Here is an 18,413-nt window from a genome sequence, read left to right as displayed (position 1 = left end):
GGTCAGAGCTCGGCCAGGTAGAGGGCCGGCTCGGCGCCCTGGGCGCGTTCGGCGTCGCAGCTGAACAGTACCTGCCTGCCGTCGGGCGTGAAGCTGGGGTGCGGGTGGGTGACCTGGCGGCTGTCCTTGTAGACGCCCCAGCTGCTGTCATGGCGGGCGATCCGGCGGGTGGCGGGGCCCTGGGGGCCGGCCTTGAGGTCGAAGAGGTGGAGGTAGGGGTCGCCCACCAGCATCTCGTTGCTGGCGCTGCTGTCGTTGCTGACCTGGCCGCAGCCGTCGCCGACGATGAGGCTGCCGTCGAAGTTGCTCATCAGGTGGGAGCACTGCGGCATGCTCATCACGACGCGGTTCTCCAGCGTGACCGGGTCCAGGCTGCAGATCCAGCGCTCCGGCGAATCGTGGCGGTAGCTCACGTAGATCATGGCGCTGCCGTCGGGCACCCAGAACTCGTGGGTGCAGCTCTCGCCCGGCTCGTGGGCCTTGCCGCAGCGGCGGTTGCCGCCGTCCTCGTCGATGAACCACATGCGCGCGTCGATGAGGTCGTGCGGGCCTTCGTGGCAGTAGGCGACGGTGCGGTCGTCGAAGGGACGGTACTGCGGATGGCCCAGCCAGCCGCGCTGCTCAAGGATGACGCTGCGTTGGCCGGTGCGCAGGTCCACGCTGAAGAGGCGGCACAGCGGCTTGCTGTGGAACATCTCGTTGAACTTCTGCCAGGTGTTCAGCGGGAACCAGTCGGCGGCGGCGATCTCGATGCCGACCATCTTGGTGCAGGCGCTGTTGGCCACCCAGGTGCCGTAACCCACCCAGCCCTCGGGCACGACGTAGGCGACCTCTTCCTGCAGCGTGGCCAGCTCCAGCCGGATGAGGTTGCGGTCGCTGCGCACGAAGTACACGAAGCGGTCGTCGGGGCTCATGAAGGCGCCGAAGGTGTTCTCGCGTGCGCCGTCGGTGAGCTGGATGGCCGTCTGCGTGGGCAGGTCCAGCAGGTGCAGGTTCCAGTTGGGGCTGGGCTCGGGGCCGAACTCGCCACCGAACATCAGCTTCGTGCCGTCGTTGGTGAAGCACTTCTGGTAGAAGTAGTTGCGATGGCAGGTGACGTCGGGCGGCGTGAGCCGCGTGACGCGGGCGGCGGTGTCGGGGTCCTCGTGCGTGACGAAGTTGAACTTGCGCTCGGTGGATTTCATGCTGAGTTAAGCGTGCTGAGGTTTGGCGGGCGCCTTGGGCGCTGGTGCGGAGAGCAGGGCGGCGTCGGGCTGCGGCTGGGCGCAATCGCTTCGTGTCCCCCGGCCCGCTGCGCGGGCCTCCTCCTTTACCTGCGCGATTGCGCCCAGCCACATCCCGACGCGGGCGGCAGGAGTTTTCTGCGTGGAAGGACGGCGGCGCAGCGCGAGAGCGCGGGTGGGCCTGATGCGAAGGTAAAGGAGGAGGGGCGCGCAGCGGCCCGGGGGACACGAAGCATCAGGCCCACCCGTGCTCTCGCGCCCATCGAGTTGCCGCGCCATCACTGAATCCTCGACAACAACGCATTCCCCTCATCCACCAGCCGGCGTGCAGCTTCGGCGTCGGTGGTCTTGCCGTAGGCGATGGTCTCGAAGACCTCGCGCATGAACTTCTGGAAGCGGGCGTGCTCGAACAGCGGCGCGGGCCGGATGAGGCGGCCGGCGTCGCGCTGGGCCTGGATCTGGTCGTGCGCAGCCAGTTCCAGCGGGGGCAGCCCGCCAGCCTGCTGCAGCACGGCCAGCGCGCCCTTGGCGCTGGGCAGGCCGCGGGTGCGGCCCAGGATGCGCGCGGCCTCGGGGTCGACCAGCAGGAAGTTCACGAGCCGGGCCGCCAGCTCGGGCTGGCGGCAGTTGCGGCCCACGGTGTACATGACGGTGGGGCGGCCGAAGAGGCCGCTGTCCCGGCTGCCTTCCAGCATCGGGAAGGCGCCCAGGGCCAGCTTCTCGCCCGGGGCGAGCGTGGAGGCGCGCAGGCCGACGACCGAGTCCCAGGTGTAGTTGCCGGCCCAGCGGCCGGCCACCCAGTCGGGCTGTTGTTCCGTGGGCTTCTCGGCGCCGCCGAGGCTGGCGCGCAAGGGCAGCGGCGTGGCCACGTGGCCGTCGACGAGGCGCTGGTAGGTCCGGACCCACTCCAGCGCCGCGGCGGCGTTCATCGCCACGCGCGGCCGGGCCGGGTCGACGAAAGGCGTGCCGTGCTTTTGCTGGATGTAGCTCTGCGACAGCAGGATCATGTCGTAGAGCTCGCCATCCAGCGGGTAGTGGGCGTCGCCGAGCTTGCTGCGGAAAGCGGGGCCGGTGGCGAAGAGCTGGTCCCAGGTCTTGGGCAGCGCGATGCCGGCACGGCCGAAGGCGGTCTGGTTCCACAGGAAGACGCGGGCGCTGAAGGAGGTGGGCAGGGCGTTGAGCTTGCCCTGCACGCGGCCGTAGGCGAGGTCGTCTTCGGTGAACTGGTCGAGGGCGAGTTCCCGGCTCAACCCGTTCAGGTCGGTGAAGCCGTTGCCGCGCTTGCTGAACATGGCGAGCCACGCCCAGTTGATCTGCATGACGTCGGGCTCGGAGCGGCCGGCGATCTGGGTCGTGAGCCGCTCGAGGTAGCCGTTGAAGCCCATGTACTCGGCCTTGACGCGTACGCCGTGGCGCTGCTCGAAGACCTTGAGCGCGGCCAGCGTCGCCTGGTGCCGGCTGGCGCCGCCCCACCAGGCGAAGCGCAGCACCGGCTTGTCCTGGGCGTGGACGAAAGGCGCGGCCAGCGCAGCGCCGCTGGCGAGGACGAGGCGGCGGTTCAGGTTCATGCGAGCAGGCTCGCGCCGTGGTCGTCCGCCACGAAGAGATGGGCATGCGCCATCTGGAAGTGCAGCGACAGGGCCGCGCCGCGGGGCAGGGCGGTCAGGGCCGTGCCCTCCTCGGCCGGCACGCGGGCGCTGAAGGCCAGGCCGCCGACGTCGAAGTAGGTGAAGACCTCGGAGCCCATGTGCTCGCAGAACTTCAGCGTGGCCTGCACCGGCACGCTGCCGGCCTTGGGGTTCAGGCCGATGTGCTCGGGCCGCAGGCCGAACTGCACGGCGCCGTCGGCTCGAGGCTTGAAGCGGCCGGCGGGCAGGGGCAGGTGTACGCCGCCGAGTTCCACCGCGCCTTCGCGCAACTGCGCTGGCACGATGTTCATCTCGGGCGAGCCGATGAAGCTGGCCACGAAGGCATTGGCCGGGCGGTCGTAGAGGGCGGTGGGCGTGTCCACCTGCTGGATGACGCCGGCCTTGAGCACGCAGATGCGCTCGCCCATGGTCATGGCCTCGGTCTGGTCGTGCGTGACGTAGATGGTGGTGGCGGGCTGGCCGGCGTCGCGCAGGCTGCGGTGCAGCTCGGTCAGGCGAACGCGCATCGCGGCGCGCAGCTTGGCGTCGAGGTTGGACAGCGGCTCGTCGAAGAGGAAGACCTCGGGCTTCTTGACGATGGCCCGGCCCACGGCCACGCGCTGGGCCTGGCCGCCGCTGAGCTGCTTGGGGTAGCGCTCCAGCAGGTGCTCCATCTCCAGCAGCTGGGCGGCGTGGCGCACGCGCTGATCCAGCTCGGCCTTGCCCGTCCTGGCCAGCTTGAGGCCGAAGGCGAGGTTGTCGTAGACCGTCATGTGCGGGTAGAGGGCGTAGTTCTGGAACACCATCGCGATGCCGCGGCCCTTGGGGGCGATGTCGTTGACGACGCGCCCGCCGATGTGCAGCTCGCCACCGGTGATGGACTCCAGCCCCGCCACCATGCGCAGCAGCGTGGACTTGGCGCAGCCCGAGGGGCCGACGAAGACCATGAACTCGCCGTCACGCACGTCGAGGTCGACGCCGTGCACGGCCTTGAAGCCATTGGGGTAGGTCTTCTCGACCTTGCGCAGGGAAACGGCGGCCATCAGCCTTTCACGCCACTGCTGGTGGCGCCCTCGATGAAGTGTTTCTGTGCCGCGAAGAAGACCGCGACGGACGGGATCAGCGCGACGACGGAGATCGCGATGACGTTGGCCCACTCGACCTCCTCGGTCGCACCGATGCTCATCTTCAGCGCCAGGCTTACCGGGTACTTCTCGACCGAGGCGAGATAGATGAGCGGCCCCATGAAGTCGTTCATCGTCCAGATGAACTGGAACACGACGACGCTGATGATGGCCGGCTTGAGCAGGGGCACGATGATGTGCCAGAGCAGCTGCAGCGCGTTGCAGCCGTCGATGAGGGCGGCCTCCTCCATGTCGCGCGGGATGCCGCGCAGGAACTGCACCAGCATGAAGACGAAGAAGGTGTCGGTGGCGAAGGCCGAGGGCACGATCAGCGGCAGGTAGCTGTCCAGCCAGCCCAGCTCGCGGAACACCAGGTACTGCGGCAGGCGCAGCACGATGAGTGGCAGCATCATGGTGCCGACCATGATGCTGAACAGGATCTTCCTGCCCCAGAACTCGAAGCGCGCGAAGGCGTAGGCCACGAGCACGCAGGAGATCACCGTGACGACGATGCGCGGGATGGTGATGAGGAAGCTGTTCAGGAAGTAGGTGGCGAAGGTGTATTCGGTGCTGGTCTTCCAGCCCTTGGCGTAGGCCTCGAACGAGAAGTGGCTGGGCCAGAAGCCGGCGGACGTGAAGATCTCGCTGTTGCTCTTGAAGGAGGCGCCCACCAGCCACAGCAGCGGATAGAGCATGACGATGGCGGTGGCCGCCAGCATCAGGTAGCGCAGCCAGGGCGTGCGGCCGTCGTCGCCGACGGCGCGTTCATTCATCTCGGCTGCGGCGCTCATTTCCGGGATTCCTTCTCGCCGGCGTAGAAGACCCAGTACTTGCTGCTCCAGAAGGAGAGGGCCGCCAGGCCGGCGACGAGGGCGAACAGCACCCAGCTCAGGGCCGCGCCATAGCCCAGGTTGAAGAAGCGGAAGCTCTGGTCGTAGATGTAGAGGGCCAGCACGTAGGTGGAGTGCAGCGGGCCGCCCTCGGTGATGAGGTAGGGGCCGTTGAACTCCTGGAAGGCGTGGACCATCTGCATGATCAGGTTGAAGAAGATGACCGGCGTGATCAGCGGCACGGTGATCTTCCAGAACTGCTGGTTGACGCTGGCGCCGTCGATCTCCGCGGCTTCGTACAGCGACTTGGGCACGTTCTGCAGCGCGGCCAGGAAGATGACGCAGGCCGAGCCGAACTGCCAGGTGAAGAGCAGCACGATGGTCCACATCGAGTAGTGCTCGTCGGCCAGCCAGGGGATGGGGGCCAGGCCGACCTTGGACAGGATGATGTTCACCAACCCGTTCTTGGCGAACAGGAAGCGCCACAGCACCGCGACGGCGATGGAGCCGCCCAGGATGGACGGGATGTAGAAGGCCGCGCGGAAGGCGTTGATGCCCTTGAGCCGGAAGTTCAGCACCTGGGCCACGACGAGGGCGAAGCCCACGCGCAGCGGCACCGCCAGCAGCGCGAAGGTGAGCGTCACGCCCAGCGACTTGCGGAACAGCGGGTCGCCGCCGAGCATCTCCTCGTAGTTGCGCAGGCCCACCCACTCCGGCGGGTCGATGAGGTCGTACTGCGTGAAGCTGAGCGCAAAGCTCATCACGAAGGGGAAGAGCTTGAACAGCAGCACGCCCAACACGAAGGGCAGGACGAACAGGAAGCCCAGCTTTTTGTTTTCGTACATCGCCCGGTGTCTCCTCCGTGGCTGTTGCGGCCCGCATTGTTGCGGGCTCGTTCAGGTCACCTCGCGAGCCAGCCCCCGTCCACGGCGATGGTGTAGCCGTTGACGTAGTCGGACGCCGCCGAGGCCAGGAAGACGACGGGGCCGGCGAGGTCCTCGGGCTTGCCCCAGCGGCCGGCCGGGATGCGCTCCAGGATGGCGTTGTTGCGCTGCTCGTCGGCCCGCAGCTGGGCGGTGTTGTTTGTGGCCATGTAGCCCGGCGCGATGGCGTTGACGTTGATGCCGTGCTGGGCCCATTCGTTGGCCATCAGCCGCGTGATGCCCATGACGCCGCTCTTGCTGGCGGTGTAGGAGGGCACGCGGATGCCGCCCTGGAAGCTCAGCATCGAGGCGATGTTGATGATCTTGCCGCCCGAACCCTGCGCCAGGTAGACCTTGGCCACGGCCTGAGACAGGAAGAAGACCGATTTCAGGTTCAGGTCCATGACCTCGTCCCAGTCCGCCTCCGAGAACTTGATGGCGTCCTCGCGGCGGATGATGCCGGCGTTGTTGACAAGGATGTGGACGGCGCCGTTCAGCGCCTTGGCCTGACTCACCAGGTCGGGGATGCAGCCCACGTCGCCCAGGTTGGCGCGCAGGTCGAGGAAGCGCCGGCCCAGGGCCTGCACGCCGGCCTGGGTCTCCTCCGGCTCGGAAACGTTGACGCCGACGATGTCGGCCCCCGCCTCGGCCAGCGCCAGCGCCATGCCCTGGCCCAGGCCGGTGTTGCAGCCGGTCACGATGGCCGTCTTGCCGGCCAGATGGAAGTTCTGAAGAACCATGTGTTTGTCCAAGGCGCCGAGGGCACCGGTTGCGCGGCGCACGGGGCCGCCGCGGTGGATGGGAATCGGCTGAAACGCAGTTCCACTTTTCCCGATGCCACGACTTTAGGCAGGCGGATAGTGTTGCGGAATCATGGTTTCTAATTAGTGAACCGATGTTCCGATTTTGCGTGCTTCAACCTATCATCGTTCGCAAGCCGGACAAAAACGCACGAACATGAGCAGCTTCTTCCTCAACGACGACGCCCCGTGGCACGAACTGGGCGATGGCATCCGCCGCAAGATCGTCGGCCATACGCCGGAGCTGATGTCCGTGCTCGTGCAGTTCGACAAGGGCGCCATCGGCACGCCCCACGCCCACGACGCCCACGACCAGATCGCCTACGTGATCGCCGGCCGCTTCGAGTGCGAGGTCGGCGGCGAGCGCTGCGTGCTCAAGCCCGGCGACGCCTTCGTCGCGCCGCGGCTGACGCGGCATGGTGTCGTCGCCCTCGACGACGGCGCCACCCTGCTGGACCAGTTTTCCCCACGTCGCGACGACTACCTCTAGCCGCCGCGCAGATCCGCGCACGCACTGCAGCGTCGCCGGGTTCCGAGATTGACGGGTGCCCTGCGTGCGCCCGGGTAGCACGACCAAAACCCGAGAGCCGCCAGCGCGATCGCGCCCAGGCGGCCTTGCACCAGGAGACTCACATGCCCGCATCCCGTCCGTCCCACCGCTCGCGCCTCCGCCCGGCGGCCCTGGCCGTCAGCCTTGCCACGTTGCCCGCGGCAGCCGCCTGGGCGCAGACCGCGCCCGCGGCCGACGCCAAGGCCCAGCAGCTCGAGACCGTCACCGTCACCGGCATCCGCGCCTCGCTCGAAAGCGCGCTGAACAAGAAGCGCGAGGAGTCGGGCATCGTCGACGTCGTGCGGGCCGAGGACATCGGCAAGTTCCCCGACACCAACCTGGCCGAGTCGCTGCAGCGCGTGCCCGGCGTCGTCATCGACCGCGATGCGGGCGAGGGCCGGCAGATCACCGTGCGCGGCCTGGGCGGCGACTTCACCCGCACCCGCATCAACGGCATCGAGGGCCTGGCCACCACCGGCGGCACCGACAGCTCGGGCGGCAACAACCGCAGCCGCACGATGGACTTCAACGTCTTCGCCAGCGAGCTCTTCCAGCAGATCACCGTGCGCAAGAGCCAGTCGGCCGACGTCGACGAAGGCTCGCTCGGCGCCACGGTCGACCTGCTCACCTCCCGCCCCTTCGACCTGAAGAAGGGCTTCACGGCCATGGCCTCGGTCAAGGGCTCCAACAACGACCTCTCCGGCAAGACCACGCCGCGCGCGGCCTTCCTGCTGGCCGACACCTTCGCCGACAGGAAGCTCGGCGTGCTCGTCTCGGGCGCCTACTCCAAGCGCAACCTCTACGAGGAGGGCTTCTCGACCGTGCGCTGGGACAACGGCACTTCGTCGGGCGGCTGGTGCGTGCCCCAGGGCGCGACGGTGGCTCCCGGCACGACGCTGCCGGCCGGCTCCACGGCCACCACCTGCGGCCCGGCCGCGCAGGGGGCGACCCGCCTGGCCAACACGACGGACAACGTCGCCGCCTACAACCTCGCCAGCAGCGCCGCCAACTTCCACCCGCGCCTGCCGCGCTACGGCCGCCTCACCCACGAGCAGGAGCGCATCGGCCTGACGGCCTCCATCCAGGCGCGGCCGACCGACCGCACGCTGCTGACGCTGGACCTGCTCTACTCCAAGCTCGACGCCACCCGCCAGGAAGACTTCCTGGAGGCCATCTCCTTCAGCCGCACGCTGTCGCAGGGCGGCAAGCCCCAGACCAGCGTCGTCGAGGCGCAGTACGACGCCAACGGCGCGCTGCTCTACGGCAAGTACAACAACGTCGACATCCGCGCCGAGTCGCGCTTCGACAAGCTCAGCACCGTCTTCAAGCAACCCACGCTGACGGTCGAGCACGAGTTCTCCGACACGCTGAAGTTCACCGGCCTGCTGGGCCGCGCCGACTCCAAGTTCAAGAACCCCATCCAGACGACCACCACGCTGGATGCCCCCAACGTGAGCGGCTACGCCATCGACTTCCGCGGCAACGACCGCGCGCCGGCCATCACCTACCCCTTCGATCCCACGCAAGCCGGCGGGGCCCTCGGCTTCGTCGGCGTGGCGCAGGACGGCAAGTCCACGGCCATCACCAACGGCACCTCCAGCGAGATCCGCATCCGTCCCAACGGCACCAACAACCGCAACGACGTAGTGCAGCTCAACCTCGCCTGGGAAGCTGCCGACGGCCTCACCCTCAAGGGCGGCACCAGCTACAAGAAGTACGACTTCCAGAGCTACGAGTTCCGCCGCGCCACCGAGAACATGTACGCGCCGCCGAGCGGCAACACGGCGGCCAGCCTGAGCACGCTGCTCACGGGCTTCGGCAAGCAGTCCGACCTGCCCGCCGGCACGCCGACCTCCTGGGTCATCCCCAACCTCAACGCCATCGCCAGCCTCTACGACATCTACTGCAACTGCCTGAAGAGCGGCCCCGCCGGCGGCCCCGGCGACTTCACGCTGGCCTCCATCACCAACGGCAATGCCCGCGGCAACAACCGCGCCATCGTCGAGACCGACCGCGGCTGGTACGTGCAGGCCGACTTCGCCACCCGCCTGGGCGGCGTGCCCATCCGCGGCAACCTCGGCACCCGCTACGTCAAGACCGAGATCCAGGCGACCGGCTACGTGGCCACTGGCGGCGGCACCCAGGTCACCGTCGGCAACCACTACGACGACATGCTCCCCGCCGCGAACCTGACGGCCGAGCTGACCCGCGACTTCCTCGTGCGCGCCAGCGCCGCCCAGGTCATGACGCGACCGACGCTCGCCGCCCTCAACCCCGGCGGCACGGTCAACACCACGGGCAACCTGTCCATCACCATCGGCAACCCCTTCCTGCAGCCTTTCCGCGCCAAGACGCTGGACACCGGCTTCGAGTGGTACTTCCAGAAGAACGCGCTGCTCGGCCTGGGCCTGTTCTACAAGGACATCGGCTCCTACATCCAGCAGAGCGTGCAGACGGTCAAGTACAAGGACACCGGCCTGCCGATGAGCCTGCTGCCGGCCAACTTCACCGGCGAGGAGCAGTTCGCGCTGACCTCCAGCTTCAACACCCCGGGCGGCAAGCTCAAGGGCCTGGAGCTCAACTACCAGCAGCCCTTCACCTTCCTGCCCGGCCTGCTGAAGAACTTCGGCGTGGTGGCGAACTACACCTACGTCACGTCCAAGATCGCCTACTTCACCTCGGCCTCCAACCCCACGCCCATCACGGCCGACCTGGTCAACATGTCGCCGCGTTCGTGGAACGGCTCGCTCTACTACGACGACGGCGCCTTCAGCGCCCGCGTCTCGGTGGCCAAGCGCTCCCGCTACCTGCAGCGCGTGCCCGGCCAGAACAACAACGACGTCGAAGGCAAGAACGGCACCACCAACGTCGACTTCTCGATGTCGTACAAGTTCAACGACCAGCTGGACCTGACGCTGGAGGCCATCAACCTGACCAACCAGGCCAACGACCAGTACATCAGCAGCCAGCGCAACAGCGTCGTCGTCAACAACGTGACCGGCCGCGAGTACCTCATCGGCGCCCGCTACAAGTTCTGACCGGAGGCCGCATGAAAGCCACCATCCTGCTGGCGGCAGCCCTGCTGTCGTCCGGCGCGGCCTCGGCCGCGCTGCTGACGGTGGGCTCGCCCGTCACCGCCACCTTGAACGGTTCGGCCGACGGCCTGCTCGGCCTGGACCACGGCTACCAGGCCGAGCCGGGCAGCAACACCACGGCGCTGACCGACGGCGACATCGAGTTCATCGCCGCCGATTTCAGCTTCATGCTGGACCTCGGCAGCGACGGCCGGCTGCGCGTCTACGACAACACCGGCACCGGCCTGCTCGATGGCCTGCGCGTCGTCGAACTGAGCTTCGCCGACGCCGGCCTGCACCTCGGCGGGGCCCACCTGCTCGGCGTGCTGCCGGGCGGCCAGGTCGGCTTCGAGACCCTCGGGCCGCAGTCGCTGCGCATCACGCTGCAGGACGTGCAGTTCGGCGGCGCCTTCGCCAGCGTCGACGCCCAGCTCGTCAATGCCGTGCCCGAGCCGTCGACCGCCGCCTTGGTGGGCCTGGGCCTGCTGGGCCTGGCGCTGCGCCGCCGCACCAACCGCTAACTCCTTCTCCAGGAGACCGTCATGAAGCTGCCCGTGAGCCCATGGGCGGCAGCGCTGTGCGCGCTGCTGGCCCTGCCTTTGCCCGCCTTCCCGCAAACCGACCCGGCCCGCGAGGCGGCGCCGCCCGACGGCTTCGCCGCCCTCGGTGGCGGCACCGCCGGCGGCTCGGCCGCGGTGGCGACCCAGATCTACACCGCCACCAACCGCCAGCAGCTCCTCGCCGCCCTGGCCAACGGCGGCAGCCAGCCCAAGATCGTCAAGGTCGTCGGCAGCATCGACATGAGCGAGGGCCAGCCCTTCACGAGCCATGCCGACCAGGACCGGCGCGCCATGGTGCGCCTGCCGTCCAACACGACCCTCATCGGCGCCGGCCCGGGCGCCGGCCTCGTCAACGGCCGCATCGAGATCATCGGCGTGTCCAACGTCATCGTGCGCAACCTGGCCATCATGGCGCCCTGCGACGTGGCGCCCGTCTGGGACCCGACCGACGGCGCCACCGGCAACTGGAACTCGGCCTACGACGCCATCACGCTGCAAGGCGCCGAGCGCGTCTGGATCGACCACAACACCATCACCGACGCGCCCATCACCGACGACCTGCTGCCCATCGAGAACGGCAAGCTCAAGCAATGCCATGACGGTGCCATCGACATCACCCGCGGCGCCAACTACGTGACGGTCTCCTACAACGTCATCGACAAGCACGACAAGACCATGCTGATCGGCCACTCCGACAGCTACACCGCCGACATCGGCCGGCTCAAGGTCACCCTCGCCAACAACGTTTTCTCTAACGTCACCCAGCGCTCGCCGCGCGTGCGCTTCGGCCAGGTCCACCTCTTCAACAACTACCACGTCGGCAGCAAGACGGCCTCGCCCTATCCGCACAGCTACAGCGTCGGCATCGGCACCGGCGGCCAGGTCATCTCCCACGCCAACGTGCATGCCATCGCCGGTGCCGCGCCGGGCTGCGCGTCCGTCGTGCAGGCGCTCAATCCCGGCGCCGCCAGCAGCTTCGCCGACAGCGGCTCGCTGCTCAACGGCGCACCGCTGGGCGCCTGCCCGGTGTCGAGTGCCGTCGGCTGGAGCGTGCCCTATGCCTTTACGCCGCGGCCCGCCGCCCTCGTGAAGGCCAATGCCCTGGCGCGCGCCGGCGCCGGCAAGCTGACGACCAACGTCAGCGGCAGCGGCTCGGTCGGCGTGCCGCCGGGCAGCGTCGTGCCGGCCCGCAACGCCGTCGGCGTGCACACCGACACGGCCATCGCCATCGCCTTTGACGCCGCGCCCACCCTCGGCACCAGCGGCACCGTGACGGTCCGCCGCAACAGCGACGGCGCCGTCGTCGACCGCATCGACCTGTCCACCGCACCCTCGGCCACCGACACCCAGGCCATCATCCCGCGCACCAACCTCGAGATCGACGCCATCGCCCTCGGCGCCATGCCCGAGAACGCCGCCCGTGCCCGTTTCGTCTGGTACCGGCCGGTCAGCATCGTCGGCAACCAGGCCGTCGTGCGCCTGCACAACAACCGCCTGGCCTTCGACACGGCCTACACCGTCACGGTCGACGCCGCGGCCTTCTCGGGCCGCATCGACAGCTCGCCCTTCGCCGGCCTGAGCTGGACCTTCACCACCCGCAGCGCGCCCGCCAGCAAGGCCAGCGTGACCGTGGACGACGACGGCGCGACCGCCGACTTCCGCACCGTGCAGGGTGCGCTGAACTGGATCATGGCCTGGTGCTCCACTGGCAGCTCGTCCAGTTATGGCTGCAACACCGCCGCCACGCCCAAGACCGTCGCCATCCGCAACGGCCTCTATCCCGAGCTGCTGATGCTGCGCAACGTCGCCAACCTCAGCCTCGTCGGCGAGAGCCGGGACGGCGTGCAGGTGGGCGTGGACAACTTCGAGTCGCTCAACAGCGGCAGCGGGGCCAGCGCGGCGGCGGCCGGCACGGCCCTCACCACCGGCGGGCGTGTCGTCGGCCACCGCGTGCTCGGCGGCGGGCGCTCGGTGCTGCTGGTCGAGAACAGCGACCTGCTGCAGCTGCGCGGCTTCACCCTCGTCAACCCGCACGGCCGCGCGTCCATCTACGACAACCAGGCCGAGGCCCTCTACTTCAACACGAGCACCACGCCCGCGGCCCACCGCTTCGTCGGCCGTGAGATGAACTTCATCGGCGAGCAGGACACCCTGCAGCTCAAGGGCTATGTGTGGATCTACAAGTCGCTGGTGGCCGGCAACGTCGACTTCATCTGGGGCAACGTCATGGCCGCGCTCTTCGAGGACTGCGAGATCCGCAGCGTGCTCGACGCCTCCAGCAGCTCGCCGGGTTATGTGCTGCAGGCCCGGGCGACGGCGGGCGACACGGGCTTCGTCTTCCTCAACAGCCAGCTCACGGCCGGCCCCGGCGTCACGGCCGCCTACCTGGCCCGCAGCGGCGGCACGGCCAGCACCGCCTACGTCGACAACATCGCCTTCATCGGCAACCGCATCGGCCCCCACATCCTGCCGGTGGGCTGGTGCGTGGGCACGGGCACCAGCAAGACCGGCACCGGCCAGGGCAGCTGTGGCAGCAACCCGCCGCCCTGGGCCGGCACGGCCAGCGGCGGCGCGACCGACGCGGCCGGCTGGCGCGAATGGGGCAGCCTGGACCTGGACGGCCATGCGCTGGACACCGGCGCCCGCCTGGGCCTGGCCAGCGTCACGGTCGGCGGCGCGAACGCCAACGTGCAGTTGGCCAAGACGCTGGACAGCACGGTCGGCCTCACGAGCCGCGCCGACATCTTCTACCGCTCCACCATCGCCACCGGCGCGCCCGGCGGCTGGGTGCCGGCGCCGTGAAGCGCCTGGCTGCTGCCCTCGCCATCGCGCTGACCGGCTTGCCGGCCGGCGCCCAGGGCCAGCCGCCGGCCGGGCCGCGCCTCATCCTCGTGGGCGACTCCACGATGGCGCCGCGCAGCGGCTACGGCAACGCCCTGTGCGCGCGCCTGCAGCAGGTGGCCTGCCTCAACCTCGCGCGCGGTGGGCGCTCCAGCAGGAGCTACCGCGCCGAGGGCCTGTGGAACACGGTGCTCACTCTGCTGAACGAGAGGGGCCCGGGCGACGTGAGGCAGAAGACGCTGGTGCTGATCCAGTTCGGCCACAACGACCAGCCCGGCAAGCCGGGCCGCTCGACCGACCTCGCCACCGAGTTCGGCCCCAACCTGGCGGGCTATGTGAACGACGTGAAGGCGGCCGGGGCGGAGGTGGTGCTCGTCACGCCGCTGACGCGCCGCAGCTTCAAGGGCGGGGAACTCGACAACGACCTGCGGCCCTGGGCCGAGGCGACGCTGCGCGTGGGCGCCGAGCTGGGCGTGCCGGTGCTGGACCTGAACGCCAGCAGCAGCGAGGCCGTCCGCGCCCTCGGCCAGCCCGCCGCCGACACCCTGGCCGAGGCGCCGCCGCGCTTCGACCGCACCCACCTCGGGCCCAAGGGGGCGGCCCTGTTCTCGCAGTTGGTGATGGACGGCCTGCTCAAGCTCAAGCCGGAACTGGCGACCGCCCGGACGCTGGACCCCTGACCGCGCCGGCGCGCGGGCTCAGGGCAGGGCGACGGTGACCAGGGCCATCGCGTCTTCCAGGGCCTGCACGTCATGCACGGCCTCGCGGTCGAGGTAGAGCAACTGGCCGGCCTGGAGTTCATGGCGCCCGGCCGGCGTGTTCACCGCCAGGGTGCCCGACAGGCACTGGATGGTGATCTCGCGCGCGACCTTGTGTGGCGGCAGGGCCTTGCCGGCGGGCAGCACCAGGCGCATCACTTCCAGGTCGCGTGACTTGAACAGGGCGACCGTCCGCGCGCCGTCGGGGTCGGCGGCGCCGGGCAGGATGTCGATGGCTTGGCCGGGAGCGGCATGCGGGATGGCCATGCGGGCCAGTATGCGCCCGGTGCCCTGTCAGGCCAAGTGGAGAGTTTGGGGCCGGGCTTCAGCCCAGGGACTCGTCGACCCAGGCCGCGTACCCGGGCGTCGCTTCGGCCACCGGCAGCGCGAAGATGGCGGGCAGCTCGTAGGGATGCCGCTTGCGCAGCAGCTCGGCCAGGGCGGCGTAGCGGTCGGCGCGGGTCTTGAAGAGCAGGCGCACCTCGGGCTCGCAGGCCAAGGCGCCCTGCCAGCGGTAGGTGCTGCGGATGGCCTCGGTCTGCACGCAGGCCGCCAGCCGCGCGTCGACGGCGGCGCGCGCCAGGGCGTCGGCCTGCTCCTGGGTGGCCACGGTCGTGAAGACGGCCAGCATGTCCATGCGCTTGCGGGGTCCGGTGCGTCTCGTCGAGGCGAAGCCGCAACTATGCCAACGCAGCCGCCGAGGCTTCAAGCCTGCCGTGCCAACCACGCGGCGGCCTCGGCCTGCTGCTCGGGCCCGAACCGGTGCCCGCCCGCCGTGGACCTCGTCGTCAGCCCACCCTTCGGCCACGCCCGCCGCAGCTGGGCCCAGGCGGCCTGCACGCCGTCCCACGGAAAGAGACCATCCTCGGGCGAGCCGAAGAGCAGCAGGGGCCGGAGCGCGATGAGGGCGGCCACGTCGGGGTGGTCCAGCTCCGCCGCGAGGCCGGGGTGCAGCATGCTGAAGGCGGACTGGCCCTGCAGCGTGTGCTCCCCGGCGCGCAGCAGGCCCTCGCGGGTGCACATCCAGTGCGCGGCCACGCAGGCCGAGACCTCCTCGCAGACGGCCGCCAGCTGCCAGGCCCGCAACGACCCCATCGAGAAGCCGAGCACGGCGACGCGGCGCGGGTCGACGCCGGGCTGCTCGCGCAGCCAGCGGTGGGCGCGCAGGTCGTCGCTGGCGATCCAGCCGGCCCAGTGGTGGCCGAGCTGCATCAGGTGGTTGGCCAGGGCCTGCTGGTCGTCCTTGGCGAAGCCAGGCCGGCTGCGCTCGCCCCAGCCGGGCGCGTCGATGGCGAGCACGGCGAAGCCGGCCGCCACGAGGGTGTCGCCGACGAAGCTGCCGCCGAACCAGCGCTGCGCCCAGGCCTCGGCCGCGGTGTCGTCGGCCAGGGGGCGGATGAGCTTTTCCTTGCCGAGGTCGAAGCGGGCGCCATGGTCGTGCAGCAGCAGCACGGCCGGATGCGGGCCCGGGCCGCGAGGCCTCAGGTAGAGGGCGGGCACGCGGTCGCCGATGGCGCCGCGCAAGGTGAGCGCCACGGCGGTGTGGCCGTCGCGGGCCTGTTCGCCCAGCACCTCGGTGGCGAAGGCGCTGCCGTCGTCGCCAGGCCGCAGCACCAGCCGGCGGGCCGTGGCCAGGGCCTCGGTGCGCCAGGCGGCATCGGCACGCCAGGCCAGGCGGGGTTGCCACGCGGACTGCAGCCGGGCGAGGGCGGCGTCCAGGCCCTCGGCGCCGGCGGCGAGCGGCCACAGCCCCAGGCCGGCGAGGATCTCGCGGCGGCGTTGCATGGCCAGCCTCACCGCCTCGCCGCCTCGAGCGGTCGCATGGGCCTCAGCCCTCCATCAGGTCCTGCATGGCCTCGCGCGGGATGAGGGCGCCCGGGTGCTGGATGACGCGTGCCGCCAGCCGGTTGCCGAAGGCCGCGGCCTCGGCGGGCGCGTCGCCACGCAGGCGGCGGGCCAGGTAGCCCGCGGCGAAGGAGTCGCCCGCGGCCGTGGTGTCGACCACCCGCGGCACGGCCTCGGTGGGCACGTCCTGCCAGGTCTGGCCGAGGCCGACGCGGGCGGGCAGGGGGCCGCGCTTGATGGCGATCTCGGCCACCGGCAGCGCCTGGGCCGCCGCCACGGCCGCATCGAGGTCGGGCAGGCCATGCAGGGCCTGGTGGTCGTCGGCCGTGACGAGGGCGAGGCTGGCTGCCGCGAAGGCGCGCTCGTACCAGTGGCGTGCCGCTTCGGCCGAGGCCCAGAGCCGCGGCCGGTAATTGTTGTCGAAGGCGACCAGGGCGCCGCGCGAGCGCATGCGGGCCATCAGCGCCAGCACGCGCTCGCGGCCGGCGTCCGGCAGGATGGCCAGGCTGATGCCCGAGAGGTAGAGCGCGTCCAGCGCCTCGGCCTGTTCCTCCAGGGCCGTCGTCGCGGCGTCGAAATAAGCCCGCGCCGGCGCCTGGTCGCGCCAGTAGTGGAAGCGCCGCTCGCCGCCGGCATCCAGCTCGATGAGGTAGAGCCCCGGCAGCCGGCCCGGCAGGCGCTGCACCAGCCCGGTCTGCACGCCTTCGGCGGCCCAACGCTCCAGCAGCCCGGCGCTGAGGCTGTCGTCGCCCAGGGCCGTGGCGTAGTGCACCGACAGGCGCGGGCCGCCGCAGCGGGCGAGGTAGACGGCGGTGTTCAGGGTGTCGCCGCCGAAGGTCTGGCGCAGGTTGCCGAAGGCCGGGCCCTGCAGTTCCAGCATGCATTCGCCCAGGGCGGCGATGGAGAGCTGCGCCGGGGCGGCCGAAGGAGAGTCAGTCACGTGGATGGAAAATGAAACGGCGGTTCAATAAGATAGCCTGACCCGCTGAAAACCCGCACATGGTTTACCCCGCCACGCAGGCGCCGTGGATACCGGCCGTTACTCGACGGTCCGGGCCGGGCGCCCCGATGATTGGGGACTGCCGCTTCGGAGAGCGCCCCATGTCTCTCATCGACCCGCTGGACGTCGGCGCGCTCGACGTCTGCATTTCGGAACTGCTGGTCGCGACGGCCGACGGCCATGATCCCGACCTCGATCGCCACATCACCGATGTGCTGAGGATGTTGCGCCGGCAGCTGCACATGGATGTGGTCTTCGTCTCGGAGTTCGTCGACGGCCAGCGGGTGTTCCGCTTCGTCGACGGCGGCGACGCCCTGGGCCTGCATGCCGGCGGCGGTGCGCCGCTGGAGCAGAGCTATTGCCAGCGTGTCGTCGAAGGGCGCATGCCGGAGTTGGTGACCGACGCCGCGCCCCTGGTGGCCCGGGGCGACCTGCCGGAGACCGGCATCGCCGTCGGCGCCCACCTGAGCACGCCGGTCGTTCTCGCCGACGGCAGCATCTACGGCACGGTGTGCTGCTTCAGCAGCGCGGCACAGCCCGGCCTGGAGGGCAACGCCCTGGCCTGCCTGCGCCAGTGCGCCCGCCTGGTCGCCCGCAAGGTGGACGCCGAGCGGCGGGCCGATTTCGCGCCGACCCAGCCCCACTGGCCCGCCACCGGAACGTCGGACCTGGACCGGCCAGCCTGAACCGCTCACTGAGGAGAACCCATCATGGCGAACGACGGATTCGGACACGAGGTGCCACCACGGCACGCGCAGCAGACCCACCGGCAGGTGACGCGCTACCTGGTCGTGCTGCCCACCGGCGATGGCGCCGTGGCGCGGCTTTTCCTGGCCGACCGCACGCAGGTGGCGGAGTTCGATGCCGGCACCGAGGAGGTCGCGCAACTGACCCGGGGCGTCAGCGCCACGGCGGGCGCTGCCGGGCCGGAATGGAACCGCGCGCTGGCGAGCCACACGCCGGCCGAACGGACCGCCGCCCGGGTGTACGAGCTGGAACCCTGAAGTGAAACAAGCCCCTCGTCCGGTCTCGCTCCGGCTGAACGCCGGCAAGCCCAGTCGGTCCCCCGAGGGGACGGCGATGCTTGCGGCATCAAGCCGCAAGCATCGCCAGCGCGGGCCGGCTCGGGAACTGGAGTCGGACACAAGCAGTCCCTGCGGACTGCTTGTGCCTACGACAGGCCAAGGGCCTCTGGCCCTTGGCAGCCCAGCGCTCGGCCCGCAATTACCCCCGTTTCATGCGTCGCGGGCAGCGCTA

17 protein-coding genes are annotated in these 18,413 nt (G+C 70.0%); 7 read left to right on the top strand and 10 right to left on the bottom strand.

Features of this window, described 5'->3' with window-relative positions; genetic code table 11:
- Window positions 1–2: 2 nt before the first annotated feature.
- From LXT12_RS01065 to kduD, 6 genes are all read right to left on the bottom strand, one after another.
- The gene (locus LXT12_RS01065) at window positions 3–1,184 is read right to left on the bottom strand and encodes an oligogalacturonate lyase family protein (protein WP_233388608.1); all 1,182 of its coding nucleotides are present in this window, start codon (window positions 1,182–1,184) and stop codon (window positions 3–5) included.
- A 317-nt stretch (window positions 1,185–1,501) separates the two neighbouring features.
- Window positions 1,502–2,791: an ABC transporter substrate-binding protein gene (locus LXT12_RS01060; RefSeq protein ID WP_233388606.1), complete on the bottom strand. Its 1,290-nt coding sequence runs from the start codon at window positions 2,789–2,791 to the stop codon at window positions 1,502–1,504.
- The gene (locus LXT12_RS01055; RefSeq protein ID WP_233388603.1) at window positions 2,788–3,894 is read right to left on the bottom strand and encodes an ABC transporter ATP-binding protein; all 1,107 of its coding nucleotides are present in this window, start codon (window positions 3,892–3,894) and stop codon (window positions 2,788–2,790) included. Before LXT12_RS01055 ends, LXT12_RS01060 begins: the two co-directional genes overlap by 4 nt.
- Complete coding sequence (locus LXT12_RS01050; protein ID WP_233388601.1) at window positions 3,894–4,766, bottom strand: carbohydrate ABC transporter permease; 873 nt, start codon at window positions 4,764–4,766, stop codon at window positions 3,894–3,896. The genes LXT12_RS01055 and LXT12_RS01050 overlap by 1 nt, the downstream gene beginning before the upstream one ends.
- Window positions 4,763–5,650, bottom strand: coding sequence for a carbohydrate ABC transporter permease (locus tag LXT12_RS01045; RefSeq protein WP_233388599.1), 888 nt, complete (start codon window positions 5,648–5,650; stop codon window positions 4,763–4,765). Before LXT12_RS01045 ends, LXT12_RS01050 begins: the two co-directional genes overlap by 4 nt.
- Before the next feature lie 56 nt (window positions 5,651–5,706).
- A complete protein-coding gene (kduD, locus tag LXT12_RS01040; protein ID WP_233388597.1) occupies window positions 5,707–6,468 on the bottom strand; it encodes a 2-dehydro-3-deoxy-D-gluconate 5-dehydrogenase KduD in 762 nt (253 codons plus the stop codon).
- Between the two features lie 217 nt (window positions 6,469–6,685).
- On the opposite strand from kduD, the gene LXT12_RS01035 reads away from it, so the two are divergent.
- From LXT12_RS01035 to LXT12_RS01015, 5 genes are all read left to right on the top strand, one after another.
- Window positions 6,686–7,018, top strand: a complete 333-nt coding sequence (locus tag LXT12_RS01035; RefSeq protein WP_233388595.1) for a cupin domain-containing protein — start codon at window positions 6,686–6,688, stop codon at window positions 7,016–7,018.
- A gap of 143 nt (window positions 7,019–7,161) precedes the next feature.
- The gene (locus LXT12_RS01030) at window positions 7,162–10,116 is read left to right on the top strand and encodes a TonB-dependent receptor (protein ID WP_233388593.1); all 2,955 of its coding nucleotides are present in this window, start codon (window positions 7,162–7,164) and stop codon (window positions 10,114–10,116) included.
- An 11-nt stretch (window positions 10,117–10,127) separates the two neighbouring features.
- Window positions 10,128–10,673 (top strand): PEP-CTERM sorting domain-containing protein, encoded by a 546-nt coding sequence (locus tag LXT12_RS01025; protein ID WP_233388591.1) that lies wholly within the window; start codon window positions 10,128–10,130, stop codon window positions 10,671–10,673.
- A gap of 21 nt (window positions 10,674–10,694) precedes the next feature.
- A complete protein-coding gene (locus tag LXT12_RS01020) occupies window positions 10,695–13,514 on the top strand; it encodes a pectinesterase family protein (protein WP_233388588.1) in 2,820 nt (939 codons plus the stop codon).
- Window positions 13,511–14,233 (top strand): rhamnogalacturonan acetylesterase, encoded by a 723-nt coding sequence (locus tag LXT12_RS01015; protein WP_233388586.1) that lies wholly within the window; start codon window positions 13,511–13,513, stop codon window positions 14,231–14,233. The genes LXT12_RS01020 and LXT12_RS01015 overlap by 4 nt, the downstream gene beginning before the upstream one ends.
- An 18-nt stretch (window positions 14,234–14,251) precedes the next feature.
- Here the strand turns inward: LXT12_RS01015 and LXT12_RS01010 are convergent, their stop codons facing one another.
- The 4 genes from LXT12_RS01010 to LXT12_RS00995 form a co-directional block, all read right to left on the bottom strand.
- Complete coding sequence (locus LXT12_RS01010) at window positions 14,252–14,578, bottom strand: cupin domain-containing protein (protein WP_233388584.1); 327 nt, start codon at window positions 14,576–14,578, stop codon at window positions 14,252–14,254.
- Between the two features lie 58 nt (window positions 14,579–14,636).
- Window positions 14,637–14,948: a divalent-cation tolerance protein CutA gene (cutA, locus tag LXT12_RS01005; RefSeq protein ID WP_233388582.1), complete on the bottom strand. Its 312-nt coding sequence runs from the start codon at window positions 14,946–14,948 to the stop codon at window positions 14,637–14,639.
- 68 nt (window positions 14,949–15,016) lie between these two features.
- Window positions 15,017–16,096, bottom strand: a complete 1,080-nt coding sequence (locus tag LXT12_RS01000) for a dienelactone hydrolase family protein (RefSeq protein WP_233388580.1) — start codon at window positions 16,094–16,096, stop codon at window positions 15,017–15,019.
- Window positions 16,097–16,139: 43 nt separating this feature from the next.
- Entirely contained in the window at window positions 16,140–17,096 is a 957-nt protein-coding gene (locus LXT12_RS00995) for a sugar kinase (RefSeq protein WP_233388578.1), read from the bottom strand.
- A 161-nt stretch (window positions 17,097–17,257) separates the two neighbouring features.
- Between LXT12_RS00995 and LXT12_RS00990 the strand changes: the two genes are divergently transcribed.
- Both LXT12_RS00990 and LXT12_RS00985 read left to right on the top strand, forming a co-directional pair.
- Window positions 17,258–17,842 (top strand): GAF domain-containing protein, encoded by a 585-nt coding sequence (locus tag LXT12_RS00990; RefSeq protein WP_233388577.1) that lies wholly within the window; start codon window positions 17,258–17,260, stop codon window positions 17,840–17,842.
- A gap of 24 nt (window positions 17,843–17,866) precedes the next feature.
- The gene (locus tag LXT12_RS00985) at window positions 17,867–18,160 is read left to right on the top strand and encodes a hypothetical protein (RefSeq protein WP_233388575.1); all 294 of its coding nucleotides are present in this window, start codon (window positions 17,867–17,869) and stop codon (window positions 18,158–18,160) included.
- Window positions 18,161–18,413: the final 253 nt, after the last annotated feature.

This window comes from Pelomonas caseinilytica, assembly GCF_021353235.1.
GTDB lineage: Bacteria > Pseudomonadota > Gammaproteobacteria > Burkholderiales > Burkholderiaceae_C > Pelomonas > Pelomonas caseinilytica.
This window is presented reverse-complemented; position numbering and strand designations above follow the sequence as displayed.